This window comes from Bacillus sp. FSL M7-1345 (assembly GCF_038006985.1).
Lineage (GTDB): Bacteria > Bacillota > Bacilli > Bacillales > Bacillaceae_G > Bacillus_A > Bacillus_A cereus_U.
This window is the reverse complement of sequence record NZ_JBBOWG010000001.1, coordinates 2,833,894-2,859,927: the sequence shown is the minus strand read 5'-3', so window position 1 is coordinate 2,859,927 and position 26,034 is coordinate 2,833,894. Positions and strand designations below refer to the sequence as shown.

Here is a 26,034-nt window from a genome sequence, read left to right as displayed (position 1 = left end):
ACAACATGAAAAACAAAAAGACAATCTATTTCTTATGCACAGGAAATTCATGCCGAAGCCAAATGGCAGAAGCATGGGGCAAACAATATTTAGGCGATAAGTGGAATGTATATTCTGCAGGAATCGAAGCACACGGAGTAAATCCAAATGCTATTAAAGCGATGAAAGAAGTAAATATCGACATAACAAATCAAACATCGGATATGATTGATTCAAACATTTTAAATAATGCTGATTTAGTCGTTACTCTTTGTAGCCACGCAGATTCTGTCTGTCCTTCTACACCTCCGCACGTTCATCGTGTTCATTGGGGATTTGATGATCCGGCAGGAAAAGAGTGGTCTGAATTTCAACGTGTTCGTAATGAAATCGGAGAACGTATTAAACGATTTTCTGAAATAGGCGAATAAATAAGGTAAAGAGTCAATCTTCTATTGTATAGGGGATTGGCTCTTTTTTCATTATATATTTAACAAGACAAAGTTGATAAGTTTACAGATAGCAGGTGTGTTATGTCAAAAACGTACTTGTGGCAATCGAATGGGATGCGAATGATGGTGTTATCTTCCGTTCAAAAAGATATGATTCTAGAAATAAAGGAGACAAACTTGGTTTTCCATCGCTAATTGTTGATGCGATTAAACGATAAGTCATTCAACTAACGCATGTATTAGTCCTATAAATTCATGAGCCGCAAACGCGGCCTTTTTGTTTGTGCTGTAATTATTGCGGTAAAGATTCCTCTATCCAATAGTAGTGCTTAAATATAGAAAAACATTTGTTTTACATTAAAAAACAGGTGTTTTTGATATTTTAATAGACTTAAAGAAATGAATACAATGTATAGATTTTATTCAATTTGATTGTTAGAAAAATAATAATACAAAATTTACATTGCTATAATGATTCTAAACCTAAAAGAGGTGGAAAACCCAACGCAAGGATTTAATATGGTGACCCCATCTAGTAAATTACTCTTAAAAAACTACATAAATACCTTTGACCATATTTGTGATTTTTTGTAAAATAATATATATAGAAAAATTGTGAATATACAGGCAATCTATGGATAATAGTTTCTAATAAATTATTCGGGGAAAATTTATTAGTTAAGTATATTAACTTGTTTGCACTGGATTTTACAAATAAAGGGGTATGAGGGGCATGAAAGCAAAGAAATTAGTAAGTTTAGCGTTACCAGTTATGTTATTGAGTGGTTGTATTACAATTGAAACTGATGGTAAGAAAGCTGAACCAAAGAAAGAAGAAACGCAAAAGGTAGAGAAAGAGAGTAAGACTTCTGAGAAAGAGAGTAAGTCAACTGATAGCAAGAAAGAGGATAGCTTATCTGTAGCGAAAGGTGAGGGTACAAACAGTAGTTCATCAAGTAGTCAACCAAGTTCTTCTTCTAGTTCTTCAACTGGTAAGGTAACTGGTTCAGATGTTGAAAGGTATAAGTCAGATATCATAAACAGTGCTACTCAAATTGAAGATACAATGAAATTAATTGAAGGAATAGCAGGTTCAGACGTAAAGTCATACAAACAAAAGAAAAGTGAAGTACAACTGAGTTTAGGTGGAGCAAAGGCAACCGCAACGAAACTGAAGAATCTGCAAGCACCTCCTGAGTTACAGGGAGAACAGGCGAAGATAAAGCAGTCAATGGAACTGTATGCGGATTGTTTCCAACTTCTCTTTGATGCATTAGACCAAGAAGACGAGAGTAAAATGCATCAATCCGTATCGAAAGCACAAGAAGGTTCAAAACTGTTTGAAGAAGCAGCAAAGAGTATCGCTAGTAAAACCAACTAAGAATATATTACTCAAAGGGGTATGAGGTATGAAAGTGAAGAAGCTAATAGGTGTTGCAGTTCCAGTTGCATTATTATTAAGTGGTTGTGTTACAGTAAAAGAATCGGCAAATAAAGAAGAAAAGACAGAAGAAACAAGTAAACATAAGTCTTCTGAAACAAAAGAAAAATCAACTAACTCGAAAGAAGAAAGTAAAGATGTTCAAAAGGTTCGAGTTTTAGATGAAGATTATGCACAATATTTATTAGACATTGAACAGGATATGTTAAGACGATTTGATTACTATGATGCTTCGGTAAGAGATTTGAGAAACGGAAGTAAATCAAACACTGAGGTATTAGATAGCATTAAAGACGTCTATAAAGTATTTGATAAGATAGAGAAGATTGCCGCACCGCCAAAACATAAAGAAGATCAAAAAGAGATTGAAAGAGCTACAGGTAAATTAAGAGAAACATTCGGTGAAATAGAGAAGTTATTCAACGATAAAGGTTTCAGCTTAGAGACTGATAAGGAAATCTTAGATAAAGCAAATGCAAAACTAGAGGAAGCAAAACGTATTTGGAAACCTACATTCGATAAGTTAAGATCCGAAGTAAGCGGTGGTACAACTACAGATAAACCTTCCAGTACAACAAGTAGTTCTAGTGGTTCTATATCAGCAAACCCAACTACTGGCAGTCAGGCTCAGACAGATAAAAGTCAAGCTAAAACTGGCGTATTCGTAGGTACAATTGGTACATCTGAAGAGTTAGGAATTAGTTATGGAAACATGCAAAAGAACATAAAAGACGGTACTGAAATTATTGGTAATTGGGGTATTGATTACGGTAGTGGCGTGAAAACTACGTTAGTACTAAAAGGTGATAAGACATTTGAGTCTTATGCGAATGGTTCTTATCCGAATAAGGATAACTACTTAACAGGAACATATACAGTAGATGTTCCGTCATTCCAGTTAGCCTTAAAAATAACAAAAACAGTTAAAGACGGTCAAGAAGTGAAGCTAACAAATGACAGTGTAATGTATAAACTACAAAACTACGATGGTAATACATTACAAATTTATCACATGGACGATAACGTTCGTATTCGATATGTAAAACAATAAATAATTAGAAAAAAACTCTGTAAAAAATTTTACAGAGTTTTTTCTAATTGTAGATTTGAAAGAAAGTTTGATCAAAATAAAGGCTTTTTGTTACATTACGGCTTACGCATTATTTACGCGAGCATGGGATTCCTTTTATGCAGATTAACGAGAATAGAGCAGGGGAGTCATTATGTTTGTCACTTTGAGTGATGACCTTGTGTGATTATTATTTGTGTAGATCTTCGTAACTTTTATGTAATTGTTTCATATATTAAAAAAAGACTTGATTCGCGGTATATAAAGTGGGCTGTAGTAGGAGAAGTACCTTCAAAAGTGCTATGGATGAAAAGATGATTAGGTTGTACGAAATATGAAAATGTACGGACATAATGATTGTAAATCCAGTTATGTAACAAGTTTAGCCTTACAAAACGTTGCACCGACGAATTTTTCATGGATATGACCGCAAGTATGTGTATAATTACTGGTAATCTTATAGGTTTTCTTTGAAAAGTGAAGGGGAAATATATGGTTTTCTGTATCTGACGTTTGAAAAAACTATGGTAAAGGGGAGAGAGGGAGTTTTTATAAGGTATGTCCTTTAAGAAAAACTATTTTTAGAGAGCTTATTCAAATCTTAAGGATTCTTAAGGATGTCACTATAGTTTCTTCAGGTTTGAATTTTAAACTATAGTAGTAAATTCAAACTATTGGAGTGATTAAATATGAAGCCTCTGTCTTTTTTATCTCAATATATAACGAATCCAAGAAACGTTGGTGCAGTACTTCCAAGTTCAAAGTTTCTTGCAGATAAAATGGTGGAAAGCATCAATTTTAAGGAAGCTAAATATATTGTTGAATATGGGCCAGGTACGGGTGTATTCACGAATAAATTGCTTGAAAAACGAAGTTCGAATACTACTCTTTTATTAGTGGAAAATAATAAAGAGTTTTATTTATTATTGAAAGAAAAATATAAAAAAGAGAAAAATATATTCATTGTATTAGGGTCTGCGGAAAATATTGACGAGTATCTACAGGGCTATTGCATTCCTTATGCAGACTATATTGTTTCTGGTCTTCCTTTTTCTAGTTTACCCCCAAATGTTTCAAAAAAAATTTTATTAACTACTACCAAAATTTTAAAGGAAGGTGGGAATTTTATTACCTTTCAATATACTAAATTTAAAAAGAATTTTCTTAATCAGTTTTTTAATAGAATAGATGTGAAAAGGGAACTTAAAAATGTACCACCAGCGTATATCTTTAACTGTTCAATCCCCAAAAATAGTGGGGAATAAGAGGGAAACGGCAAGGTTATGGTTCTTTCTATTCCATAGATCTGTGGCGATTTTCCTTATAAAACCTGTATTTAATCTCGTTTATTGATGAAATCTTTGTAAGTGGTAATTTTATATTCAAGCATCTCATCCGCAGCTTTTAACGTTCTAATTTGTTCCTTAATAGAGTGTTTATGTTCTTCTAAAAGATTTAAACGCTCTGTCGTGGTATGTTCTCCTTCCAAAGCTAATGCAGCATACTTCTTTATTTTCGCAATTGGCATTTGTGTTTCTTTTAACTTGATAACAAATTGCAGCCATTTAATATGTGAATCGTTATATCGTCTGTCTCCGTTAATGTTACGAACAGGAATTATAATTTTTTCTTTTTCGTAATACCGTAATGTATATGTACTTATCTCTAACATTTTAGCCACTTCACCAATAGTGTACATAAGAAACCTCCATATAAATTTTTCTTGACTTAGAGTTTACTCTAATCATTATAATCAACTCATAGTTCGTTTACAATTAAATCAATTGGATAAAATTCAGGAGGGATTTATATGAAATATACAGTTATTACAGGGGCTAGCTCAGGAATTGGATATGAAACCGCTCTTGCTTTTGCGACTCGTGGAAAAAACTTAATTATAGCAGCACGCAGAACGGAGGAATTAGGAAAGTTAAAGTCAAAAGTGGCTGAAATTAATCCAGACCTGGATGTTGTCATTCGAACCGTTGACTTATCTGTTACTGCAAATGTTTATGAATTCTATGAAAGTCTTCAGGTTTATCAAATCGACACCTGGATTAATAATGCTGGATTTGGAAACTTTGCTTCCATTGGGGAGCAAAAGTTAAATAAAATTGAGACGATGCTTCACTTGAATATTGAGGCTTTAACCGTTCTGTCCTCTCTTTATGTACGTGATTATGCAGATGTTGAAGGAACTCAAATTATCAATATATCTTCAGGAGGAGGATATAGGATTGTGGCCGATGCTGTGACTTACTGCGCGACAAAGTTTTATGTAAGTGCATTTACAGAAGGTCTAGCACAAGAATTAAAAGAAAAAGGAGCGGAAATGCAAGCAAAAGTTTTAGCTCCTGCTGCTACAGAGACCGAATTTGCAAAACGGTCTTATGATGTTGATAATTTTGAATATGATAATGTTGTTCCTAAGTTCCATACAGCTGAACAAATGGCCGGTTTCTTACTCAATTTATATGATAGTGAGAAGGTGGTAGGAATTGTGAATGGAGAAACGTATGACTTTGAATTAAGAGATCCAATGTATCCATATGTGATGAGTATAAGAAACTAGTTTTGGAAAATCTGAACATAACAAAAAACTGATAGTTCCTTAAGAGACTATTTAAACAAAAATCACCGATTTCCTGTACGTAAAGAAGTTGGTGATTTTTTTGTCGTAATGGTCGTGAAATTGAACATACACACTGTTTACATATTACAGAGGTGGCTACTTATATAAAAATTACATAACAGTAGTTGATATTCCTCCATTAAATAAGACGATTATATGTACTGATGTTTTTCGTAATAAGAGAATGTTTAAGTTTGGTGATGTAATTGAAGTGAATTAGAGGGGGAATAAAAATAATTATCTCTTCCTAACTTAATTATATCATGTAAATCACGTTCAAAATAGACTGTTTATTCTCATTTACTACTGCTACAATCAATAGCACATGAACAGTAAGGAGAGGTGCCGAATGAGTTCTTTCGTTCTCGATTTTCAGGAAATAGAAAAAACACAGCTTTCGCTCGTTGGCGGAAAAGGATTGAATTTAGGGGAATTATCAAATATTCAAGGGATACAAGTGCCAGAAGGGTTTTGTGTTACAACGATAGGGTATGAAAAAGCCATCGAACAAAATGAAGCGTTTCAAGCTTTGTTGAGTCAATTAGCAATGTTAAAAATTGAAGACCGGGCTCAAATTGCTGAAATCAGTAAGAAGATTAGAGAAACCATTATGGAAGTAGAAATCCCTTCTGATGTAGTGGAAGCGGTGGCTCATTATCTCTCTCGTTTTGGAAAGGAACATGCTTATGCAGTGCGTTCTAGCGCTACTGCTGAAGATTTACCATATGCCTCATTTGCTGGTCAACAAGATACGTATTTAAATATCATCGGAAAAGAAGCAATCTTGCAGCATGTAAGAAAGTGCTGGGCTTCTTTATTTACAGATCGAGCAGTCATTTACCGCATGCAAAATGGTTTTGAACATAGCCAAGTTTCTATATGTGTTGTCGTTCAAAGAATGGTTTTCCCGCAGGCTTCGGGAATTTTATTTACTGCTGACCCGATTACTTGTAACCGAAAGGTGTTATCGATCGATGCCAGTTTTGGACTTGGCGAGGCATTAGTATCAGGACTGGTCTCTGCCGATAATTATAAAGTAAAAGAAGGCGAAATCGCCGAGAAGATGATCGCAACTAAAAAATTGGCTATCTATGCCTTAAAAGAGGGCGGAACAGAGACGAAACAAATCAATCTCGCTCAGCAAAAGATTCAAACGCTTACGGAACAACAAATATTACAACTAGCACAGATTGGAAGACAGATCGAAGCTTATTTTGGCTGCCCACAAGATATTGAATGGTGTTTAGTTAATGACACATTTTATATTGTTCAAAGCAGGCCGATAACGACTTTATATCCAATTCCAGAAGCAAATGATCAGGAAAATCATGTGTATGTATCGGTTGGTCACCAACAAATGATGACCGATCCTTTGAAGCCGTTAGGAATGTCTTTATTCCAGTTAACATCCTTTGGACCGAGGTTTCAAGCTGGAGGAAGGCTGTTTGTTGATGTTGCACAAAGACTGGCGTCGCCTGCTAGTAGAGAACTTTTATTAAATACAATAGGGAACTCGGAGCCGCTTATTAAAGATGCATTAACGATTGTAATAGAGCGAGATAATTTTATCAAATTGTTACCGGATGATGAAAAAGAAAAGAGTCTTGGTAAAAGTATGCCACCTGCAAGTTCACAACCACAAATCGAAAGCGATCCGGCAATCGTTATGGATTTAATAAAGAATAGTCAAGCATCGATCGAAGAGTTAAAACAAAACATTCAAACGAAATCAGGGCTGGATGTACTTGATTTTATTTTAGAAGATATCCAGCAATTAAAGAAAATATTATTTCACCCGCAAAGTATGGCTGTCCTTATGGCAGGTATGAATGCTTCATCATGGATCAATGAAAAGATGGAGCAATGGCTAGGTGAAAAAAACGTAGCAGACACACTTTCACAATCTGTACAAAACAATATTACGTCGGAAATGGGTCTAGCATTACTCGATGTTGCAGATGTGATTCGGCCATATCCAGAAGTCATTGCGTATTTACAGCATATAGAAGATGACAGTTTTTTAGATGAGCTAGTTAAGTTTGAAGGCGGGGATAAAGCACAAGATGCAATCTATGCTTTTCTGAATAAATACGGAATGAGATGCAGCGGAGAAATCGATATCACAAAAACGCGCTGGAGTGAAAAGCCAACTACAATTATCCCGATGATTTTAAATAACATAAGAGATTTTGAAACTGGTGCTAGTAAACGGAAATTTGAAGCAGGGCTGCAGGAAGCTTTGAAAAAAGAAGAAGAGTTATTAGAGCGATTGCAGCACTTGCCGGATGGTAAACAAAAAATAGAAGAGACGAAGCGAATGATTAGTAACATCCGGAATTTTATCGGTTATCGTGAATATCCAAAGTACGGCATGATTAATCGCTATTTCATATATAAGCAGGCAATATTAAAAGAAGCCGAGCAACTCGTGCAAAATAGTGTTATTCATGAAATAGAAGATATATACTATCTAACTTTTGAAGAGCTTCACGAAGTTGTTTGTACAAATAAACTAGATTACAAAGTCATCAATAATCGGAAAAATGAGCACAAATTATATGAAAAACTAACACCTCCACGTGTTATTACGTCTGATGGAGAAATCATTACAGGCAAGTACAAACGAGAAAATCTCCCTACGGAAGCCATCGTAGGTCTACCTGTTTCTTCAGGAGTTATAGAGGGGAGAGCTCGCGTTATTTTAAATATGGAAGATGCGAATTTAGAAGATGGAGATATATTAGTTACCGCATTTACTGATCCTGGCTGGACACCATTGTTTGTATCTATAAAAGGGTTAGTCACCGAAGTTGGCGGACTCATGACACATGGAGCAGTTATTGCACGTGAATATGGATTACCAGCAGTCGTCGGAGTAGAGAATGCTACAAAACTAATAAAAGACGGGCAACGAATTCGGGTACATGGAACAGAAGGGTATATTGAGATACTGTAGTTGTATTTTAGATAAATAAAGAAATCGTCCACTAAATATAGTGGACGATTTCTTTATGATTTTAAGCCAACTGCTATCACCTGAAACTGAAGATCAAAATAAAAATGAGCATATGGATTGGATTTCTTTGGATGTCCTTGTCGTAGAAGAAAACATACATGCCACGATTCTAATTCACATGCAAGAAGCAACCATAAATATCGATGAATCAGAATGTATACCAATCTAAAACAAAGAATGTTTTCAAAAATATTACAAATTAAGACAGTATATTGCAAATTATTAGAATATTCTTTATTATATAAACGTTGTAACGTATTTAATATTGGGGAGGAATGGGGATGAAGAAAAAGCCTTTTAAAGTGCTGTCTACGCTTGCGGCGACAGCTGTGCTTAGTTGTACATTTGGATTTGGTAGTCAATCTGTTTATGCGGCAACGCCTTCTAATGTAGGAGCTTTAAGTCCAATTGATGAAAATTTAATTCCAGAGGAGCGTTTAGCAGATGCGCTCAAGAAACGCGGTGTAATTAGTGAATCTACGTCGAAAGAAGACACATTAAAAGCTGTTGAAAAATACGTAGAGAAGAAAAAAGGCGAAAATGCTGGAAAAGAACCAGCAGCGGGGGACAGTGTTACGAGAGAAGCTTCTGATTTTTTGAAAAAGGTTAAAGATGCAAAAGCAGATGAGAAAGAAAAAGCAAATCAACCTATTAGTGGCCCGGTAGCTGGACAAGAGCCGGTTAAAGGGGGATTAAACGGCAAAGTACCAACTACTTCAGCGAAGCAAAAACAATATAACGGTGATGTCCGTAAAGATAAAGTTCTTGTATTGCTAGTAGAGTTTGCTGACTTTAAGCATAACAATATTGATCAAGTACCAGGTTATATGTATTCAAATGATTTTAATCCAGAACATTATCAAAAAATGTTATTTGGTAATGAGCCGTTTACACTCTTTGATGGTTCAAAAGTCCCAACATTTAAACAATATTATGAAGAGCAATCTGGTGGTAGTTATACAGTCGATGGGACAGTAACAAAGTGGTTGACAGTTCCAGGTACAGCAGCGGATTATGGTGCAGATGCAGGAGATGGCGGTCATGATAATAAAGGACCAAAAGGACCTCGTGATTTTGTAAAAGAGGCATTAAATGCAGCTGTAGAAAGTGGTATTGATTTATCAGAATTTGACCAATACGATCAATATGACAATAATGGTGATGGCAATAAAAACGAATCAGATGGTCTTATCGATCACTTAATGGTTATTCACGCTGGAGTTGGGCAAGATGGAGGCGGCGGTAGACTAGGTGATGATGCAATTTGGTCACATCGCTGGAACCTTGGAACACCATATCCAATTGAAGGAACAAAAGCAAAAGTTGATAACTGGGGCGGAAAAATGGCAGCATACGATTACACAATTGAGCCAGAAGACGGAGCAGTTGGTGTATTCGCACATGAATTTGGTCATGATTTAGGTCTTCCTGATGAGTATGATACGAAGTACTCAGGATCAGGTGAGCCAATTAATTCTTGGTCTGTTATGAGCGGCGGCAGCTGGGCTGGTAAAATTGCAGGTTCAACGCCACCGAGTTTCTCTCCGCAAAACAAAGAGTTCTTTCAAAAGAACATGGGTGGAAACTGGGCAAATATTGTAGAGATTGACTATGATAAATTAAATCGCGGTATAGGTCTTGCGACGTACTTAGATCAAAGTGTAACGAAATCAGCTCGTCCTGGTCTGATTCGCGTTAACTTACCAGATAAAGATGTAAAAGGTATTCAGCCTGCATTCGGTAAGAAATATTACTATAGTACAAAAGGTGATAATCTTCATACAACAATAGAAACGCCAGTGTTTGATTTAACAAATGCAACAATGGCGAAGTTTGATTACAAATCATTGTATGAAATTGAAACAGATTATGACTTCCTTGAAGTACATGCAGTGACAGAGGATGATAAGAAAACGTTAGTGGATCGAATTGGCGAAAAGAATGTGAAAAATGGTCTAGACACAACGGATGGTAAATGGGTAGATAAGTCATATGACTTAAGCCAATTTAAAGGACAAAAAATAAAACTGGTATTCGAATACATTACAGATGGTGGTTTAGCACCGAACGGTTTTACTCTTGATAACGCTACATTAACTGTAGATGGAAATGTTGTGTTCTCTGATGATGCAGAAGGCGAAGCGAAATTAAAATTAAATGGTTTCGTTACAGCAAACGGTTTTGATAAGAAGAAACATAACTATTATTTAGAGTGGAGAAACTACGCTGGTGCTGATCAAGCGTTAAAATATAGCGGTGGTGTACCGTATAATACAGGTCTTGTTGTATGGTATGCAGACTCTAGCTTTACAGATAATTGGGTAGGTATGCATCCAGGCGAAGGTTTCTTAGGGGTTGTTGACTCTCACCCAGAGGCAATTGTTGGAACGCTAAACGGCAAACCAACTGTTAAAAATAGTACACGATACCAAATCGCAGATGCTGCGTTCTCCTTTAACCAAACGCCAGCATGGAAAGTTGTATCTCCAACACGCGGAACATATGATTACAAAGGGTTACCAGGTGTAACGAAGTTTGATGATTCTAAATTGTATATGAACGATTTAATCCCAGATGCAGGACGTAAAGTACCGAAGTTTGGATTGAAATTTGAAGTAGTTGGACAAGCAGATGATAATACTGCAGGTGCAGTTCGTTTATATCGTTAATAATGGAGAAGCTGTTGAAGAGGATTCCTTTCAACAGCTTTTTTCATAGGAACATAAATTTCAAGTTATTAATAATAATAGTAACTACTCAGCCATACATTTCATTTAGAAGGTTGTTGATGTTCAGATTGATTTAAAGCATGTTTCTATGCAGGGCAAGCTTATTTCTTTAAACCAGCTGCATAGAAAGGACCATGAACTGCGATTGTTGATAAAATACGAGCAATTTCCTCCGGTGTTTCTTTTTGTCCATTATTTAACCATTGTTGAATAACACCTATATGAGCAGATGCCATATAAGAAGCTAAGTATTGGCTTGGGACAAGTAAATTCTTCTTATTAATGAGAGCACCATTCGTATCTTCAAATAGCGTTTTCCACATAAAGTCTTTCAATTTTGTTTGGAAAGATAAATCTCCTTTTGTGCTTAGTACAGCTTTCATAAAATCACTATTTTCGTTTAAAAATTCAAGGATAGAAGTGATAAGTACAAACGGCGTTGTCGGAGAAGGATTTGATCCAAGTTCAGCAATCATCTTTATTGCGATAAGTAAAATGCCGATTAGTACACGAAAAGAAAACTTCATATTAAAAATAAAACAAATAGTAACAGGAGCTATCGCGGCGCTTGTAATTGGATTTGGACTGACGTGGATCGCAGACGGAATGGTAGGATTAAATATCCCGAATTTCATGGATACAGCTTTATTTTTATCCATTACATCATTTAGTTTCTTCTTAATGATTTCGGTTGTTCTTTCATTAATGGGATTAAAGGGAATAGGTATATTTGCACTGTTACTTTTCTTTGGTGCACCGCTATTGGCGCTAGCGCCTGAAATGATGTCGCCATTTTATCAAGACTGGATTTACTCTTGGTTACCGATGCGATTCATGATAGAAGGTCTAAGAGAAATATTCTTCTTCGGAAAAGGATTAGCTTGGAATACGCCACTTACTGTGCTCGTTTGGATTGGTGTAGTAAGTATGGTTATCATACTTGGAACAGCTTTAAAGCGTAGTGTAGGAAAGGAACATAAAACTGAAGTAAATGCTTGAAAAATAGTAGAGGAAAAACCGTTTCACTAGTAGTGGGGCGGTTTTTTCATGTTGAGATATAAGCTAGGTAACATAGAAGAAATATTTAAGATGTAGTAGTTAATTGTGTTATATAATGTATGAAAACGCAATTGATCAAGGGTTTTATGTTGAATATGTTACAGATGAAAATGATGGAAGAACTCGTTTATCCGTGTGATAGGTATATAAAGGGGGAAGTAAATGAATCATATTACTGCTGATTTAGTTAAAAAGTTAATACAAGAGCAATTTCCTAAATGGGCACATTTAGAAGTGAAACCTGTAAAGCTTAGCGGGAACGATAATAGAACATTTCATTTAGGGGACGGGATGAGTGTCAGGTTGCCAAGTGATGCAGCATATGCACCGCAAGTAGAGAAAGAAAACAAGTGGCTTCCTATATTAAGTAAGGAACTTTCTTTACCAATTTCTGCACCAATTGCAAAAGGAAATCCTTCTGAAGAGTATCCGTGGCCTTGGTCTATTAATAAATGGATAGAGGGAGAAACGGTTACGAAAGAAAATGTTCGTGACTTAGATGAGTTTGCGGCGGACTTAGGCTCATTTTTAATAGAGTTACAATCAATTGATGCGAGTAACGGGCCAGTGGCTGGAGAACATAATTTTTACCGAGGCGGGTTTATATCTGTATACGATGAAGAGGCAAGAGTAGCCATTGAAAATAATAAGGATGTTTTTGATGAGACATTATTAAAACATTTTTGGGATTTAGCACTTAGGTCAACATGGGACCATAAATCAGTTTGGGTTCATGGAGATGTTGCACCGGGTAACTTACTTGTTAAAGATGGAAAGCTTTGTGCCGTAATTGATTTTGGTATTTTAGGAGTAGGAGACCCTGCTTGTGATGCAGCGATGGCATGGACATTTTTTGATAAGAATAGTAGAAAGATATTTAAAAAAGTACTACGTATGGATGAAGAAACGTGGAATAGAGCGAGAGGATGGGCGCTTTGGAAGGCTTTAATTACATATGATGCGAATAAAAATAGTAATAAAAGAGTGGCAGAAGAATCTTATCGTGTGATTCAAGTAATTGTGGATGATTATGAGAGGTAATAGAAAAAGGCTTATTTTGATTGTATATTTCAAAATAGGCTTTTTTACATGATTAAATATTCAAAATCAAAAGAAGGAATCTAACATTATTATACAGAATATTTAGATAATAGGAGGTGTCGAATTTTGAGTGAAATTGAATTAAAAAGTAATGTAATTAAGACAGGGCGAGAGAAGGGGATTATTCTTCAGTTTATACTCGCTAGTTTAGTAGGTGTGTTTATGTTTTTCGTACCAGTTACGATAAACGGTGCTTCGTCAATTATGATTGATCATATCGTATCGTGGATCCGGACTTCAATTCCTTCTGTAGTACCATATTACGCACTACTTGTAATGATAATTGGTGCGATTTATCCATTTTATACGAAGAAATGGAATGCATCTATTGTAGATATTTGTTTTTCTATTTTAAAAGTAGTAGGTGTTGTTTTTGGCGTATTATATTGTTTGAAAGTAGGACCAGCTTGGTTCTTTGCGCCAGATGTTGGCCCGTTTTTGTATGAGAAACTAGTAATATCAGTAAGTTTACTCGTTCCAATTGGTTCGGCGTTTTTAGCGTTATTAGTCGGATATGGATTGCTTGAATTTATCGGTACATTTTGCCGTCCGATTATGAGACCGTTATGGAATACGCCAGGACGATCAGCAATCGATGCGGTTGCCTCCTTCGTTGGAAGTTATTCACTTGCACTTCTTATTACTAACCGGGTGTATAAAGAAGGAAAGTATACGACAAAAGAAGCAGCAATCATCGCCACAGGTTTCTCAACAGTATCCGCAACATTTATGATCATCATCGCAAAAACATTAGACATTATGCATTTATGGAATATGTACTTTTGGACTACGCTTGTTGTAACATTCATCGTGACTGCTATCACCGTAAGAATCCCGCCACTTAGTAGAAAACCAGATACATATATTACGAAAGAAGGGTTCCCAGAGCCTGTCTATAAAGAAAAAATGCTAGAACGTGCTTGGGAAGATGCATTAGAAGTATCGAAGTCTGCACCGAGCGTTATGAAAAATATTGCAGTGAATTTAAAAGACGGGTTTATTATGACGATGGGGATTTTACCATCGATTATGTCAGTAGGATTAATCGGTATCGTCTTAGCAAAGTTTACACCAATATTTGATTGGGTCAGTTATATTTTCTATCCATTTACGTGGTTATTACGATTGCCAGAAGCAGACTTAGCTGCTAAAGCTGTATCAGTTGGTATTGCAGAGATGTTTTTACCATCGTTATTAGTTGTAAGTGCACCACTCGTGACAAAGTTTGTCATTGCAGTTGTTTCGGTATCATCTATTTTGTTTTTCTCCGCATCAATCCCTTGTATATTATCGACAGATATTCCGTTAAAAGTATCTGAACTTATTATTCTATATGTGCAAAGAACGATTTTAACGTTGCTTATTATTACGCCGATTGCATACATACTTCTATAACGAATGAACTCGCTTTAAAGAAAAGCGAGTTTTTCACTCTATTTAATTTATTATATATTAATAATACGTTATTATTTTTGTATGATATAGTTACAAGAGAGGAGGGGTAATAAATGGAAATTATTCACGAAAGAGCAAAGTTACGGTTAATGGATAGCAATGATGTCGAAAAAATGTTTTCAATCGTGGAAGGAAATCGAGATATTTGGGCGTATTTAATCTCTAAAATGGATACTGTTCAAGATATGCAGCAATATGTTCAAAAGGCGATAAAAGCTTATGGGGCAGGTAAGGATTTGCCATTTGTTGTTGTTGATCAAAAGACGAATGAAATAGTAGGAAGTACACGCTTATATAACATTTCAGTGGAAGATAAGACTGTTGAGTTAGGAAAAACGTGGTATGACCCGAGTGTACAACGTACGAGTATGAATACAGAATGTAAGTATATGTTATTACAATATGCTTTTGAAAAGTTGCATATGCGGAGAGTACAAATTAAGACGGATGCCCGAAATGAAAAAGCACAAAGAGCAATTGAAAGACTCGGCGCAGTAAAAGAGGGTGTACTTAGAAACGAAAGAAAATTGCCGAGTGGACATGTTAGAGATGCAGTTGTATACAGTATTATTGCAAGTGAATGGCCAGCTGTAAAAGAACGGTTATTAGAAAAATTAGAGTCGTATAAAGAAAAACGATAATTCATATTAAGAAAGGTGTATTGATCGTCAAGATGAAAAATATACCTTTTTTCTTACAAAACAGTTACTTCTTTTGTTTCATCATTCCATTATGATAAAAAATTCGTTACAATGTAGTTGTATGGTAATAAACTTATAAATTATACAAATGTAATGAAACCGCAAACGAAAAATGAATTGATAATCCTCAATTTTAAATGAAAACCCTTTAATGAATATATATGACAAGAAAAATTCCTTCTTTTAAACAAATTCAAACAAAATGATTTGATATATACGTTTTTATATAGAAGTATGGATGATGTACGGAGGCAGTTATAAATGAAAGAAAATAAGAAAAGTAAGAAAAGAAGAATCTTGCAAGTATTCTTGCTTATGATTTGTTCTATTATTTTATATGTAAGTTATGCAGCTTACGATATTTGGAGTTATCGCTTTAAAACAGATGATGGTGTGAAGACAGATGCTGGTATTGTGCTGGGAGCAGCTTCATGGAACGGAAAACCATCTCCTGTATTTAAAGAAAGAATTAATCATGCAATTTCTTTATATAAGAACGGTAATATTAAAAAGATTATTTTCACAGGTGGTACAAAGTTTGAGGCAGAGCTTGAGGAAGCGCGTACTGCTAGAGTGTATGCACTGAAACATGGTGTAAAAGATGAGGATATTTTAATTGAAACAAAATCTCTTTTCACAGAAGAGAATTTAAAGAATGCAAAGCAAGTTGGAATAGAGAACGGAATACACACATATACGATCGTGAGTGATCCACTTCATATGAAACGTGCGATGAAAATTGCAAAACATCTTAAAATTGAAGCGTATGCATCACCAACTCCAACGTCAGCGTATAAAACGTTAGATACAGAAATCCCTTTCTTTTTTAAAGAATTATGCTCGTATATTGGATATGTAACCTCTTTGCCATTAAAGGCATTGAAAGGGGATTAATATAAGAAAAGAACCTATCCTTTCATATAGGAACTTTTCTTATTGTTCAAAAGCATTGTATTTTTATCGGAATAGTGAAACAATAGAGAAGTAACTTCATATAATCATAATGACAAAATGAACGGTTTATGAATCGAACATAAAGGAGATTATGTATGGCACTCTCATTTGTTGAAACAGAAGAACAATCTTTAGTTATTGAGAAAATAAATAAATTGATTCCGAAGTTCATGGAAAGGGAGCATCAACTAAGTGAATTAGGATCATTTCCGTATGAAAATATTAATAATTTGAAAGATATCGGATATACGAAATTAACGTTGCCAAAAGAATTGGGAGGCAATGCGATTTCTTTATATGACTTCGTTTTATTTCAAGAGAAAATAGCAGAAGGCTGCGGTGCTACCGCATTATCAATTGGATGGCACCTTGGCATTGTAAAGGAATTAGCTGAAAATCGCTCTTGGAATGAGGAAATGTTTACTTGGTTTTGTGAAGAAGTACGTAATGGTGCGCTTTTTAATAGAGCTGCCACAGAACCGAATACGGGGAGTCCTACGCGCGGCGGGAAACCAGAGACGTTAGCTGTCAAAAAAGGTGAGAAGTGGATTATAAATGGAAGAAAAACGTTTACGACAATGGCGCCAGTACTTGATTATTTTATCATTTCAGCAAGTATTGAAGGCCAGGAAGAAATCGGAGAGTTTGTCATTCCAAAGAATACGATAGGCGTAATAATTGAAGAAACGTGGGATAGTATCGCAATGCGAGGAACTGCGAGCCATGATCTCGTTTTACAAAATGTAGAGATACCAGATCGCTTTTTCACTGATATAAAGGGTTCAAAGGTTAAAGCTAAGGGGATTGGCTGGTTACTTCATATACCAGCATGTTATTTAGGAATCGCACAATCGGCAAGAAATTATGCGGTTCAGTTTGCGGAATCATACAAGCCAAATAGTTTAAATCATTCTATTAGTTTATTACCGAATGTTAGAAGATTAGTTGGAGAATTAGAACTTGAGCTTATGCAAGCTCGCGTCTTTTTATATCAAATTGCGAAAAAATACGATGAGGCAGAAGATAAATTATCATTGCAAGCTGAACTAGCAGCTGCGAAGTATGTTGTGACGAATGCGGCAATATCTATTGTAGATAAAGCAATGCGCATCGTAGGAGCGAAAAGTTTATCAGAAAAAAATTCGCTTCATCGCTATTATTTAAACGTCAGAGCAGGACTACACAATCCGCCGATGGATGATGCAACGCTATCTATGCTGGCGGATGCGGCGTTTCGGTCGTAATGAAGAAATATAAAGTTTGTTCCGTTCTGGAACAGACTTTTCGTTGTCGGTGAATCAGTATTCTATGTTGAATCGTTGATATATTTAGAGTTGTGATAGATATATTTGAAAAATCGTTGATATAATTCCATGTATTATGTCATTGTTCAAAGAATAGGGAATTCTCGTTTTACAAATTAAAAAGGCTATCCTTTTTATAAGAGGATAGCCTTTTTAATTTGTTCTATTGTGGTTGTACTTCAAGATTCATACTACCTTCAGAACCGTCTTGATTATGTGAAAATAACGAATAATCACCTGGTAAAGGATTGGCGATGAGTGAACGTAAAGTAAAGGATTTACTTTCATTTGGCTGTAACGTGTGTTTGACTAAACGATCTTCTTTGAATTTAATTGAATAATTGACACTCCCACCCCTAAAGGGGCAAGCTGACTAACGTCAGTGGGATTCTTGCTACCAAAGGCGAAGTCCATTTCTGGTATCGCTGACGTGCAAGATTGCGGTGTGCCATCACCACTCCCACAACAGACCATATAGGTTCGTGGGCTACGGTACTGTGACCATACCGTACAGATTGTTGGTTCTCAAATGTTTTTACGTCTTTTGCATGACTATAAATAAAGTATACCATGTTTTGCTATGCAAAAACGATGCTTTCATCCCACGTCTAAAGACGGACTAAAGTCTTGCGTGGGCTTTCCCGCATCATAAATTCTGTAATAGTTTCTTTTTCTATATTTGAAGGTGAGGAATCTAGTTTTGTATTTTGCTTTGTTAATAAAGTAATCGTGCAAAGTGAGGCAATGAGAATAAATGAACTAGAGATAACGAACCGCTTTTTTGTAAGAATCATATATTTTCTCCCTTTATAAGAATATAAGAATGTATAATCACTAGAAAAACATAACATATATTCCATTTATTATAAATTTGATAAATCTTTCTTTTCATTCTTCTTTTTGTAGTTTTATAGTGGAATGCTATTTTTCTTATTTCACCTACTGTATAATAAGAAAAAAGTACGAAAAGAGGTTATCTCATGCTAGAGGTTATTGCAACTTGTTTAGAAGATGTGAAGCGAATTGAAAATGCTGGTGGAAATCGAATTGAACTCATTTCATCGTATACAGAAGGTGGTTTAACACCGAGTTATGCTTTTATAAAAAAAGCAGTAGAAGCAGTGCAAATACCAGTTCATGTTATGATTCGTCCGCATGCAAAGTCTTTTACATATACGGAAGAAGAAATTGAAATGATGAAAGAAGATATTGTAGTTGCTCAAAATCTTGGAGCTGCTGGTATTGTATTAGGTGTGTTAAATGAACAAAATGAAGTTGATGAAGAGAAATTAGCAGATTTATTATCTGTTGTAGATGGAATAAATGTAACGTATCACCGTGCGATAGATGATACAGAAAATCCAGTAGAAGCGATGAAAGCTTTGAAGAAATTCAATAAAGTTACTCACGTGTTAACTTCAGGCGGACAAGGAAATGTAGTAGATAATATTCCGGTGCTCAGAGAGATGCAAAAGGAAAGTGAAGGGAATATACAGCTTGTTGTCGGAAGCGGAGTAACGAAAGAGAATGTAAAACAATTACTAGATGAAACTGGAATTAGGCAGGCGCATGTAGGTACAGCGGTTAGAGAAGGTAAGTCATGTTTTTCTGAAATTGACCTAAAGTTAGTACAAGAGTTAGTTGGAATAATAAAGTAAGTATTTAAGAAAGAGGAGAGACGATGAAGACAAATACGAAGAAAGAATTGATCTCATGGATTAAAACGATAGGTATTACCCTTGCGATTGCCTTTATCGTTCGTGGGGTGCTATTTACGCCGTCATTAGTACAAGGTGAGTCGATGATGCCAACTTTAGAAAATAATGAGCGAGTTCTCGTGAATAAGATTGGTTATAGTATAAGCGGGTTAGACCGTTTTGACGTTATCGTCTTCCACGGAAAAGAAGGGTACGATTTAGTAAAACGAGTAATTGGTTTACCAGGTGATACAGTTGAGTATAAAGATGATGTTTTATATGTAAACGGAAAAGCGATGGAAGAACCGTATTTAAAAGAATTTAAAGAAAAGGCAGCTGGCCGTGTATTAACTCCTGATTTTACGTTAGAACAAATCACAGGAAAAACGAAAGTGCCAGAAGGCCAAGTGTTTGTTTTAGGAGATAATCGTGAAGTATCTAAAGACGGTCGTATGTTTGGGTTTATTTCAGAAGATGAAATTGTCGGAAAAGGACAAGCTGTTTTCTGGCCATTGAAACAAGTGAGAGCGTTATAAAGTAAAGCAAAAGTATGGGAGAAATATTCTTCCATACTTTTTTGTTTGTGAAAAATATATTGATAGAATTGAAAGAATATTTTATAATTTTAAATTATAGGTTTGTTTCGAAAAACGGAATTTAAGTTCCGAAATTCGGAACTTAAAGGAGATAGGATGAGTATAAATAAAACGGCAGTTAAGACAATGGATATTTTGGAGTTGTTTTATGAGCATGAGGAGCTAAGTTTAACAGAGATGGTTCAGCTTACGAATATGCCGAAAACATCTGTTTATCGTTTAATTGGCTCGTTAGAAGAAATGGACTTTTTACAAAAAACAGAAAAGGGAAAGTATCGTCTCGGAGTCGTTTTTTTACGATTTGGTCAACTTGTTTCACAAAGGTTATCCGTAAGAAATATTGCGATACCTTATATGAAAGAGCTTAGAGATAGTTTAGGGCAAGCAGTAAATTTAATTATTCAAGATGGTAATGATGCAATTTATGTTGAAAAAATGGAAGGAGCTCAGCCGGTACGTGTTTATACGGCGGTTGGAAGAAGGGCACCGCTTTATGCGGGTGCATGTCCGAGAATTTTGCTATCGTATTTTTCTGAGGAAGAGAAAAGAAAGTACGTAGAGGAAACAGATTTAAAGCAGTTTGCGGATGGAACGATCGTGAATAAGGAGAATTTGTTAGAAGTATTACATATGGCGAAAAAAGAAGGGTACACAATTAGCTACTCTGAATTAGAAAATCATACAGCGGCTATAGCAGCACCAATTTTTGCAAGTGATGGAACGGTTGTAGCTGGCATTAGTATTTCGGGATTAGCAATTGAGTATAGCGAAAGTAACATTTCATATTTTACTGCGAAAGTGAAAGAAACAGCATACCGCATTTCGAAAGAACTCGGCTTTTGGGCATAGAAAGAGGGAGTGGGATGAAATTTTCTGCGTTAGGGGATCAAGCAATTATTGTTACATTTGGTGAAGAAATTGGGATGGATATATACGAAAAAGTACAACGATTATTTCAAGCGCTGAGGCGGCATCCGTTTGCAGGAATGGTTGAATGCGTTCCGTCGTTTACTTCATTAGCGGTGTACTACAATTTGTACGAAGTATGGAAGCAAAACGAGAGAAGTGAAAGGCCATATGATCACGTTTGCCAGTATATACAGGGGCTGTGTGATTCTTATAAAGAAGAAGTGAACCGAGATGTGAAACATATTTCTATACCGGTGTGTTACGGGGGAGAATATGGACCTGATTTAGAAGAGGTTGCATATTATCAAGGATTACAAGTAGAGGATGTTATTCGAATACATAGTGAAACAACATATTTCGTGTATATGTTAGGTTTTACACCTGGGTTCCCATATTTAGGCGGATTACCGAAAGAACTAGAAACACCTAGAAAAGAAACGCCGCGGTTACAAATTGCTCCTGGTTCAGTAGGTATTGGCGGAAATCAAACAGGTATTTATCCGCTTGAAACACCAGGAGGCTGGAATATTATCGGCCGAACACCTATTTCTCTATTTAATCCAAAAGAAGAAACACCAACATATATTCAAAGTGGTATGTATTTACGATTTATACCAATAACAAAGGAAGAGTACGTATCGCTTGAGGGGGCTAAAGAATGGATGTAGAGGTTTTGCATGCAGGAATGTTTACAACAGTCCAAGATTTAGGACGATCTCATTATCAACAATACGGTGTACCTGTTGGCGGGGCTATGGATAAAAACGCGCTCAGGATGATTAATATGTTAGTAGGTAATGAGGAGAATGAGGCTGGACTCGAAATTACAATAATGGGACCTAAATTGTTAATCAAGAAAACGACTTTGCTCGCGATTGGTGGAGCAGATATGGAACCGTTGTTAAATGGAGAACGCATTCCATTATGGCGTCCCGTATTAGCTGAAGAAGGAAGCATGCTTTGTCTCGGAAAAGCGAAAAGCGGTTGCAGGGCGTATGTGACTTTTGCGGGTGGTATAAATATTGATCGTACGATGGGAAGTAAAAGTACTTACATACGTGCTGCTCTTGGCGGTATTGAAGGGAGAATGCTGAAAAAAGGAGATTATTTTCAAATTGGTACAGGGGCAGAAGTTGGGAGTCGTTTCATTCGAAATTTACAAGAAGAAGAGCGTATAAAAACGAAGTGGGCAATTTGTAACAATACTTTACCAAAATATAAGAAGCAGCCTATTCTTCGCGTCATAACAGACTTTGAATATGATCAATTTACAGAAGAAAGTATAAAGTCGTTTTTTTCGAAAGAGTATAAAGTATCCAATTATGCTGATCGCATGGGATATAGGCTTGACGGAGATGTTTTAAATAGAGTTGAAGAGATAGAAATTTTATCGAGCCCAGTTACATTCGGAACAATTCAAGTACCGAATGGTGGACAGCCTATTATATTAATGGCGGATAGACAAACGACAGGTGGTTATCCGAGAATTGGAAATGTAGTTTCAGTAGATTTACCTCTTCTAGCGCAGCTGAAACCAGGAGACTATGTAACTTTTGAAAAAATAACTATGGAAGAAGCTGCACACTTATATATAGAACAGGAAACAAGTATGAGTCTATTAAAGAAATTCATCGCTTTACGAAGCTGAGATTAGGAGGAAAACATCGTGACTACAATCGATTTAAACTGTGATTTAGGAGAAAGTTTTGGAGCTTATAAAATGGGGAATGATGATGAAATTCTTCCGTTCGTTTCCTCTATAAACGTTGCTTGTGGTTTTCATGCGGGTGATCCGACCGTTATGCGGCAAACGGTTGAAAAAGCTCTGCAGCATAACGTAGCAATAGGGGCACATCCTGGATTTCCTGATTTAATTGGATTTGGGAGAAGGAATATGCACGTTTCAGCAAGTGAAGTGTACGATTATGTTTTATATCAAATTGGCGCATTAGAAGGATTTGTTAGAGCTGCCGGAGGGAAAATGCAACATGTAAAACCGCACGGTGCCTTATATAATATGGCGGCAACTGATTCGGAAATTGCGGATGCAATCGCAAAAGCAATTTATCATATTAACCCTGGATTATTACTTTACGGATTAGCGAATAGTGAGGCATTTATAAAGGCAACAGAAAAATATAATATAACTCTCGTACAAGAAGCTTTTGCTGATCGCACGTATAAGCAGGATGGAACTTTAACGAGCCGTACAGAAGAAAATGCTCTTATAAAAAATGAAGAGGAAGCAATAAAACAAGTACTTCAAATGGTGAAGGAAGGGTATGTAGAATCGGTTAATGGAGAGAAAGTAGCAGTTCAGGCGCAAACGATATGTTTACACGGGGATGGAGAGAAAGCAGTCCAATTTGCGAAAAAAATATACAGAACATTCGAACTTAACGGTGTTTCTATAAGTGCACCGAAATAATAAATGAGGGGAAGTGCTGGAAATGATTAAATTAATTGGGATACTACTTGTTGCAGTTGGGTTTTTATTTAGATTAAATACACTGTTAGTAGTAATGGTTGCGGGTATTGTTACTGGTATGGTTTCAGGCTTAAGCTTTTATGATGTGATTAGCATGTTCGGTAAATTTTTCATAGAAAACAGATATATGTCTATGCCAATCATATTAACTTTACCGGTAATCGGAATTTTAGAGCGTTACGGTTTAAAAGAAAGAGCAGAAGCACTTATAACGAAATCAAAAGGAGCAACAACTGGAAGAGTATTAATGTCATATTTTACGATAAGAGAATCATCAGCAGCACTTGGACTTAATATCGGTGGTCATGCACAAACGGTGAGACCGCTTGTTGCACCGATGGCAGAAGGAGCTGCGCAAGGAAGATACGGTAAACTCCCTGAAAAATTGAGAGAAAAGATTAAAGCAAACGCAGCAGCTGCGGAAAATACAGCTTGGTTTTTCGGAGAAGATATTTTTATCGCAACTGGTGCCATTTTATTAATGAAGGGATTCTTCGATTCAGTAGGTATGCATGTCGGTGTATGGGATATGGCGCTTTGGGGTATTCCAACTGCGATATCCGCACTAATTGTGAGCTGGATTAGGTTTAGAAGGTTTGATAAGTATATAGAGAAAACAATGAAGGCAGAAGAAAAACAAGAGAAGGAGGCTATATAAGATGAACATCATAACAATGGATACAATTTATTATGTATTAGGAATAATCGTTGCATTTATCGCTGTTCGTATTGCATTTGATCGTGAACATCCAAACCGATTCGGTTCTAGCTTATTTTGGGCATTGTTTGCAGTTACATTTTTATTTGGAAATGTAATACCTTCGTTTTACGTTGGCTGTATCGTACTCGCTATGGTCGTGTTAGCTTCATTAAATAAAGTAACAAAATCCGAGGAGAAAGAAGTACCAGTGCAAGAACGTGTGAAACATGCTGAGAAATTAAAGAATAAAATTTTTATGCCTGCACTGTTAATACCTATTTTTACGATTATCGGTACATTAACGTTAGGAAAAATAAAATGGGGAAATGTCGCACTTGTTGATCCAGATAAAGTAACGTTAGTTGCATTAGCATTAGGAGCACTACTCGCATTCGTTGCAGCGATGCGTATTACAAAAGCGAAAATAACAACGCCTGTTCAAGAAGGAAGCAGACTACTACAGGCTGTCGGCTGGGCTGTTATTTTACCACAAATGTTAGCAGCGCTTGGCGGTATTTTCGCAAAATCTGGTGTTGGCCAGGTCGTTTCTGATTTAGTCGGACAAGTGTTACCAACAGAGTATCCATTCGTTGCTGTTATGGCGTACTGTTTAGGAATGATGCTATTCACAGTTGTAATGGGAAATGCTTTCGCTGCGTTTGCGGTTATTACTGGCGGAATTGGCTTGCCTTTAATTGTTCAAATGCACGGCGGGAACCCAGCAATTATGGCAGCACTCGGTATGTTTGCTGGATATTGCGGAACGCTTATTACGCCAATGGCGGCAAACTTTAATATTGTTCCAGCGATGCTTTTAGAATTGAAAGATAAGAATGCTGTTATTAAGGCGCAAGTACCAATTGCTCTTTCCATTTTCATTATCAATATGTTTATCATGTACGGCCTTGTATATCGTTTCTAATTAGGAGAGTGAAACTATGAAAACAGTATTAGTAACAGGATTTGATCCGTTTGGAGGAGAAAGCATCAACCCAGCTTGGGAAGTCGCAAAAAGTTTACATGAAAAAACAATTGGAGAATACAAGATTATAAGTAAACAAGTTCCAACGGTATTTCATAAATCGATACAAGTATTAAAAGCGTATATAGAAGAGTTGTCGCCTGACATTATTATATGTATTGGACAAGCTGGGGGCAGACCAGATGTTACGATAGAGCGAATAGCAATTAATGTTGATGATGCAAGAATTGCTGATAATGAAGGAAATCAGCCAGTGGATATGCCGGTTGTAGAAGAGGGTCCTATTGCGTATTGGTCTACACTTCCGATGAAAGCAATCGTGAAAAAACTTCGCGAAGAAGGTATACCAGCTTCTGTTTCACAAACGGCAGGTACATTTGTTTGTAATCACTTATTCTATGGTCTCATGCATGAACTAGAAAAACATGATAAGAAAATAAAAGGTGGATTTGTTCATATTCCGTTCTTACCAGAACAAGCTACTAACTATCCAGGTCAACCGAGTATGTCACTTTCTACTATTAATAAAGGGATAGAATTAGCAATCGAGGTAACGACGGAAGTGGAAGTAGATATTGTAGCGTGCGGCGGTGCGACGCATTAAGTAAAAAGCATGTTAATTAAAGAGGGCTGATGCAGCCCTCTTTGTGTGTTTGTATTTTGTAATTGAAGATGCAGTATAGAATATAAAGGGAAAGGTTGCAATGGGAGTATTCTAACAAATATGGAATTGTTCCAAATAAAAGGAAACTTTTTAAATAGTTTCTTAA

24 protein-coding genes and 5 pseudogenes are annotated in these 26,034 nt (G+C 36.1%); 26 read left to right on the top strand and 3 right to left on the bottom strand.

Features of this window, described 5'->3' with window-relative positions; genetic code table 11:
- The first annotated feature begins 5 nt into the window (after nucleotides 1-5).
- The 5 genes and pseudogenes from arsC (at nucleotide 6) to MHB76_RS14855 (ending at nucleotide 4,206) form a co-directional block, all read left to right on the top strand.
- A complete protein-coding gene (gene arsC, locus MHB76_RS14880) occupies nucleotides 6-410 on the top strand; it encodes an arsenate reductase (thioredoxin) (protein WP_078174769.1) in 405 nt (134 codons plus the stop codon).
- 128 nt (nucleotides 411-538) lie between these two features.
- Nucleotides 539-649 (top strand): annotated as a pseudogene (locus MHB76_RS14875) (SAM-dependent methyltransferase); the annotation flags it as partial.
- Between the two features lie 515 nt (nucleotides 650-1,164).
- Entirely contained in the window at nucleotides 1,165-1,812 is a 648-nt protein-coding gene (locus tag MHB76_RS14870) for a DUF7018 domain-containing (lipo)protein (protein ID WP_215596709.1), read from the top strand.
- 28 nt (nucleotides 1,813-1,840) lie between these two features.
- Entirely contained in the window at nucleotides 1,841-2,923 is a 1,083-nt protein-coding gene (locus MHB76_RS14865) for a DUF3994 domain-containing protein (RefSeq protein WP_078174767.1), read from the top strand.
- 707 nt (nucleotides 2,924-3,630) lie between these two features.
- Complete coding sequence (locus tag MHB76_RS14855; protein ID WP_078174766.1) at nucleotides 3,631-4,206, top strand: class I SAM-dependent methyltransferase; 576 nt, start codon at nucleotides 3,631-3,633, stop codon at nucleotides 4,204-4,206.
- Nucleotides 4,207-4,277: 71 nt separating this feature from the next.
- On the opposite strand, the gene MHB76_RS14850 is transcribed toward MHB76_RS14855, so the two are convergent.
- Complete coding sequence (locus MHB76_RS14850) at nucleotides 4,278-4,640, bottom strand: MerR family transcriptional regulator (protein ID WP_002110648.1); 363 nt, start codon at nucleotides 4,638-4,640, stop codon at nucleotides 4,278-4,280.
- A gap of 111 nt (nucleotides 4,641-4,751) precedes the next feature.
- On the opposite strand from MHB76_RS14850, the gene MHB76_RS14845 reads away from it, so the two are divergent.
- The 5 genes and pseudogenes from MHB76_RS14845 to MHB76_RS14825 all read left to right on the top strand — a co-directional run bounded on the left by MHB76_RS14845 (nucleotide 4,752) and on the right by MHB76_RS14825 (nucleotide 11,258).
- Nucleotides 4,752-5,513 carry an SDR family NAD(P)-dependent oxidoreductase gene (locus tag MHB76_RS14845; protein WP_078174765.1) on the top strand — a complete coding sequence of 254 codons (762 nt, stop codon included), beginning with the start codon at nucleotides 4,752-4,754 and terminating at the stop codon, nucleotides 5,511-5,513.
- A 133-nt stretch (nucleotides 5,514-5,646) separates the two neighbouring features.
- Nucleotides 5,647-5,793 (top strand): annotated as a pseudogene (locus MHB76_RS14840) (YolD-like family protein); the annotation flags it as partial.
- 129 nt (nucleotides 5,794-5,922) lie between these two features.
- Nucleotides 5,923-8,529 carry a phosphoenolpyruvate synthase gene (gene ppsA, locus MHB76_RS14835; RefSeq protein ID WP_078174764.1) on the top strand — a complete coding sequence of 869 codons (2,607 nt, stop codon included), beginning with the start codon at nucleotides 5,923-5,925 and terminating at the stop codon, nucleotides 8,527-8,529.
- Between the two features lie 55 nt (nucleotides 8,530-8,584).
- Entirely contained in the window at nucleotides 8,585-8,758 is a 174-nt protein-coding gene (locus tag MHB76_RS14830) for a hypothetical protein (RefSeq protein WP_016105326.1), read from the top strand.
- Between the two features lie 112 nt (nucleotides 8,759-8,870).
- Nucleotides 8,871-11,258: an immune inhibitor A domain-containing protein gene (locus MHB76_RS14825; RefSeq protein WP_078174763.1), complete on the top strand. Its 2,388-nt coding sequence runs from the start codon at nucleotides 8,871-8,873 to the stop codon at nucleotides 11,256-11,258.
- A gap of 161 nt (nucleotides 11,259-11,419) precedes the next feature.
- On the opposite strand, the pseudogene MHB76_RS14820 reads toward MHB76_RS14825, so the two are convergent.
- A pseudogene (locus MHB76_RS14820) lies at nucleotides 11,420-11,797 on the bottom strand (TetR-like C-terminal domain-containing protein); the annotation flags it as partial.
- On the opposite strand from MHB76_RS14820, the pseudogene MHB76_RS14815 reads away from it, so the two are divergent.
- The 7 genes and pseudogenes from MHB76_RS14815 to MHB76_RS14785 all read left to right on the top strand — a co-directional run.
- A pseudogene (locus MHB76_RS14815) lies at nucleotides 11,781-12,317 on the top strand (phage infection protein); the annotation flags it as partial. The pseudogenes MHB76_RS14820 and MHB76_RS14815 overlap by 17 nt on opposite strands.
- 112 nt (nucleotides 12,318-12,429) lie before the next feature.
- A pseudogene (locus tag MHB76_RS14810) lies at nucleotides 12,430-12,516 on the top strand (DUF2691 family protein); the annotation flags it as partial.
- A 23-nt stretch (nucleotides 12,517-12,539) separates the two neighbouring features.
- Entirely contained in the window at nucleotides 12,540-13,418 is an 879-nt protein-coding gene (locus tag MHB76_RS14805) for an aminoglycoside phosphotransferase family protein (protein ID WP_078174761.1), read from the top strand.
- A gap of 126 nt (nucleotides 13,419-13,544) precedes the next feature.
- The gene (locus tag MHB76_RS14800; protein ID WP_078174760.1) at nucleotides 13,545-14,873 is read left to right on the top strand and encodes a YjiH family protein; all 1,329 of its coding nucleotides are present in this window, start codon (nucleotides 13,545-13,547) and stop codon (nucleotides 14,871-14,873) included.
- A gap of 113 nt (nucleotides 14,874-14,986) precedes the next feature.
- Nucleotides 14,987-15,574 (top strand): GNAT family N-acetyltransferase, encoded by a 588-nt coding sequence (locus tag MHB76_RS14795; RefSeq protein ID WP_078174759.1) that lies wholly within the window; start codon nucleotides 14,987-14,989, stop codon nucleotides 15,572-15,574.
- Nucleotides 15,575-15,895: 321 nt separating this feature from the next.
- Nucleotides 15,896-16,528 carry a YdcF family protein gene (locus MHB76_RS14790; protein WP_002161257.1) on the top strand — a complete coding sequence of 211 codons (633 nt, stop codon included), beginning with the start codon at nucleotides 15,896-15,898 and terminating at the stop codon, nucleotides 16,526-16,528.
- A gap of 155 nt (nucleotides 16,529-16,683) precedes the next feature.
- The gene (locus MHB76_RS14785; RefSeq protein WP_340986962.1) at nucleotides 16,684-17,832 is read left to right on the top strand and encodes an acyl-CoA dehydrogenase family protein; all 1,149 of its coding nucleotides are present in this window, start codon (nucleotides 16,684-16,686) and stop codon (nucleotides 17,830-17,832) included.
- Between the two features lie 668 nt (nucleotides 17,833-18,500).
- On the opposite strand, the gene MHB76_RS14780 is transcribed toward MHB76_RS14785, so the two are convergent.
- Entirely contained in the window at nucleotides 18,501-18,686 is a 186-nt protein-coding gene (locus MHB76_RS14780) for a hypothetical protein (RefSeq protein WP_078174757.1), read from the bottom strand.
- Between the two features lie 186 nt (nucleotides 18,687-18,872).
- Here MHB76_RS14780 and MHB76_RS14775 point away from each other — a divergent pair, with 186 nt between their 5' ends.
- From MHB76_RS14775 to pcp, 9 genes are all read left to right on the top strand, one after another.
- Nucleotides 18,873-19,550, top strand: a complete 678-nt coding sequence (locus MHB76_RS14775) for a copper homeostasis protein CutC (RefSeq protein WP_078174756.1) — start codon at nucleotides 18,873-18,875, stop codon at nucleotides 19,548-19,550.
- Between the two features lie 23 nt (nucleotides 19,551-19,573).
- Nucleotides 19,574-20,125: a signal peptidase I gene (lepB, locus tag MHB76_RS14770; protein ID WP_002110627.1), complete on the top strand. Its 552-nt coding sequence runs from the start codon at nucleotides 19,574-19,576 to the stop codon at nucleotides 20,123-20,125.
- A 156-nt stretch (nucleotides 20,126-20,281) separates the two neighbouring features.
- Nucleotides 20,282-21,034 carry an IclR family transcriptional regulator gene (locus MHB76_RS14765; protein WP_078174755.1) on the top strand — a complete coding sequence of 251 codons (753 nt, stop codon included), beginning with the start codon at nucleotides 20,282-20,284 and terminating at the stop codon, nucleotides 21,032-21,034.
- Nucleotides 21,035-21,048: 14 nt separating this feature from the next.
- A complete protein-coding gene (pxpB, locus tag MHB76_RS14760) occupies nucleotides 21,049-21,762 on the top strand; it encodes a 5-oxoprolinase subunit PxpB (protein ID WP_078174754.1) in 714 nt (237 codons plus the stop codon).
- On the top strand, nucleotides 21,753-22,742 hold the full coding sequence (locus MHB76_RS14755) for a 5-oxoprolinase subunit C family protein (protein WP_070139603.1): 990 nt from the start codon (nucleotides 21,753-21,755) through the stop codon (nucleotides 22,740-22,742). Before pxpB ends, MHB76_RS14755 begins: the two co-directional genes overlap by 10 nt.
- A gap of 18 nt (nucleotides 22,743-22,760) precedes the next feature.
- A complete protein-coding gene (gene pxpA, locus MHB76_RS14750; protein ID WP_078181195.1) occupies nucleotides 22,761-23,522 on the top strand; it encodes a 5-oxoprolinase subunit PxpA in 762 nt (253 codons plus the stop codon).
- A gap of 22 nt (nucleotides 23,523-23,544) precedes the next feature.
- Nucleotides 23,545-24,240: a DUF969 domain-containing protein gene (locus MHB76_RS14745; RefSeq protein WP_002110619.1), complete on the top strand. Its 696-nt coding sequence runs from the start codon at nucleotides 23,545-23,547 to the stop codon at nucleotides 24,238-24,240.
- Nucleotide 24,241: 1 nt separating this feature from the next.
- The gene (locus MHB76_RS14740; RefSeq protein WP_070146699.1) at nucleotides 24,242-25,204 is read left to right on the top strand and encodes a DUF979 domain-containing protein; all 963 of its coding nucleotides are present in this window, start codon (nucleotides 24,242-24,244) and stop codon (nucleotides 25,202-25,204) included.
- A 16-nt stretch (nucleotides 25,205-25,220) separates the two neighbouring features.
- On the top strand, nucleotides 25,221-25,868 hold the full coding sequence (pcp, locus tag MHB76_RS14735) for a pyroglutamyl-peptidase I (RefSeq protein WP_078174752.1): 648 nt from the start codon (nucleotides 25,221-25,223) through the stop codon (nucleotides 25,866-25,868).
- Nucleotides 25,869-26,034: the final 166 nt, after the last annotated feature.

Coding starts and splice junctions, on each gene's coding strand:
- MHB76_RS14870 (WP_215596709.1), top strand. CDS start 1,165: ATGAAAGCAAAGAAATTAGTAAGTTTAGCGTTACCAGTTATGTTATTG.
- lepB (WP_002110627.1), top strand. CDS start 19,574: ATGAAGACAAATACGAAGAAAGAATTGATCTCATGGATTAAAACGATA.
- MHB76_RS14740 (WP_070146699.1), top strand. CDS start 24,242: ATGAACATCATAACAATGGATACAATTTATTATGTATTAGGAATAATC.
- ppsA (WP_078174764.1), top strand. CDS start 5,923: ATGAGTTCTTTCGTTCTCGATTTTCAGGAAATAGAAAAAACACAGCTT.
- pcp (WP_078174752.1), top strand. CDS start 25,221: ATGAAAACAGTATTAGTAACAGGATTTGATCCGTTTGGAGGAGAAAGC.
- arsC (WP_078174769.1), top strand. CDS start 6: ATGAAAAACAAAAAGACAATCTATTTCTTATGCACAGGAAATTCATGC.
- MHB76_RS14785 (WP_340986962.1), top strand. CDS start 16,684: ATGGCACTCTCATTTGTTGAAACAGAAGAACAATCTTTAGTTATTGAG.
- MHB76_RS14865 (WP_078174767.1), top strand. CDS start 1,841: ATGAAAGTGAAGAAGCTAATAGGTGTTGCAGTTCCAGTTGCATTATTA.
- MHB76_RS14845 (WP_078174765.1), top strand. CDS start 4,752: ATGAAATATACAGTTATTACAGGGGCTAGCTCAGGAATTGGATATGAA.
- MHB76_RS14745 (WP_002110619.1), top strand. CDS start 23,545: ATGATTAAATTAATTGGGATACTACTTGTTGCAGTTGGGTTTTTATTT.
- MHB76_RS14775 (WP_078174756.1), top strand. CDS start 18,873: ATGCTAGAGGTTATTGCAACTTGTTTAGAAGATGTGAAGCGAATTGAA.
- MHB76_RS14780 (WP_078174757.1), bottom strand. CDS start 18,686: ATGATTCTTACAAAAAAGCGGTTCGTTATCTCTAGTTCATTTATTCTC.
- MHB76_RS14825 (WP_078174763.1), top strand. CDS start 8,871: ATGAAGAAAAAGCCTTTTAAAGTGCTGTCTACGCTTGCGGCGACAGCT.
- MHB76_RS14755 (WP_070139603.1), top strand. CDS start 21,753: ATGGATGTAGAGGTTTTGCATGCAGGAATGTTTACAACAGTCCAAGAT.
- MHB76_RS14805 (WP_078174761.1), top strand. CDS start 12,540: ATGAATCATATTACTGCTGATTTAGTTAAAAAGTTAATACAAGAGCAA.
- MHB76_RS14830 (WP_016105326.1), top strand. CDS start 8,585: ATGATTTTAAGCCAACTGCTATCACCTGAAACTGAAGATCAAAATAAA.
- MHB76_RS14795 (WP_078174759.1), top strand. CDS start 14,987: ATGGAAATTATTCACGAAAGAGCAAAGTTACGGTTAATGGATAGCAAT.
- MHB76_RS14790 (WP_002161257.1), top strand. CDS start 15,896: ATGAAAGAAAATAAGAAAAGTAAGAAAAGAAGAATCTTGCAAGTATTC.
- pxpB (WP_078174754.1), top strand. CDS start 21,049: ATGAAATTTTCTGCGTTAGGGGATCAAGCAATTATTGTTACATTTGGT.
- MHB76_RS14850 (WP_002110648.1), bottom strand. CDS start 4,640: ATGTACACTATTGGTGAAGTGGCTAAAATGTTAGAGATAAGTACATAT.
- MHB76_RS14855 (WP_078174766.1), top strand. CDS start 3,631: ATGAAGCCTCTGTCTTTTTTATCTCAATATATAACGAATCCAAGAAAC.
- MHB76_RS14765 (WP_078174755.1), top strand. CDS start 20,282: ATGAGTATAAATAAAACGGCAGTTAAGACAATGGATATTTTGGAGTTG.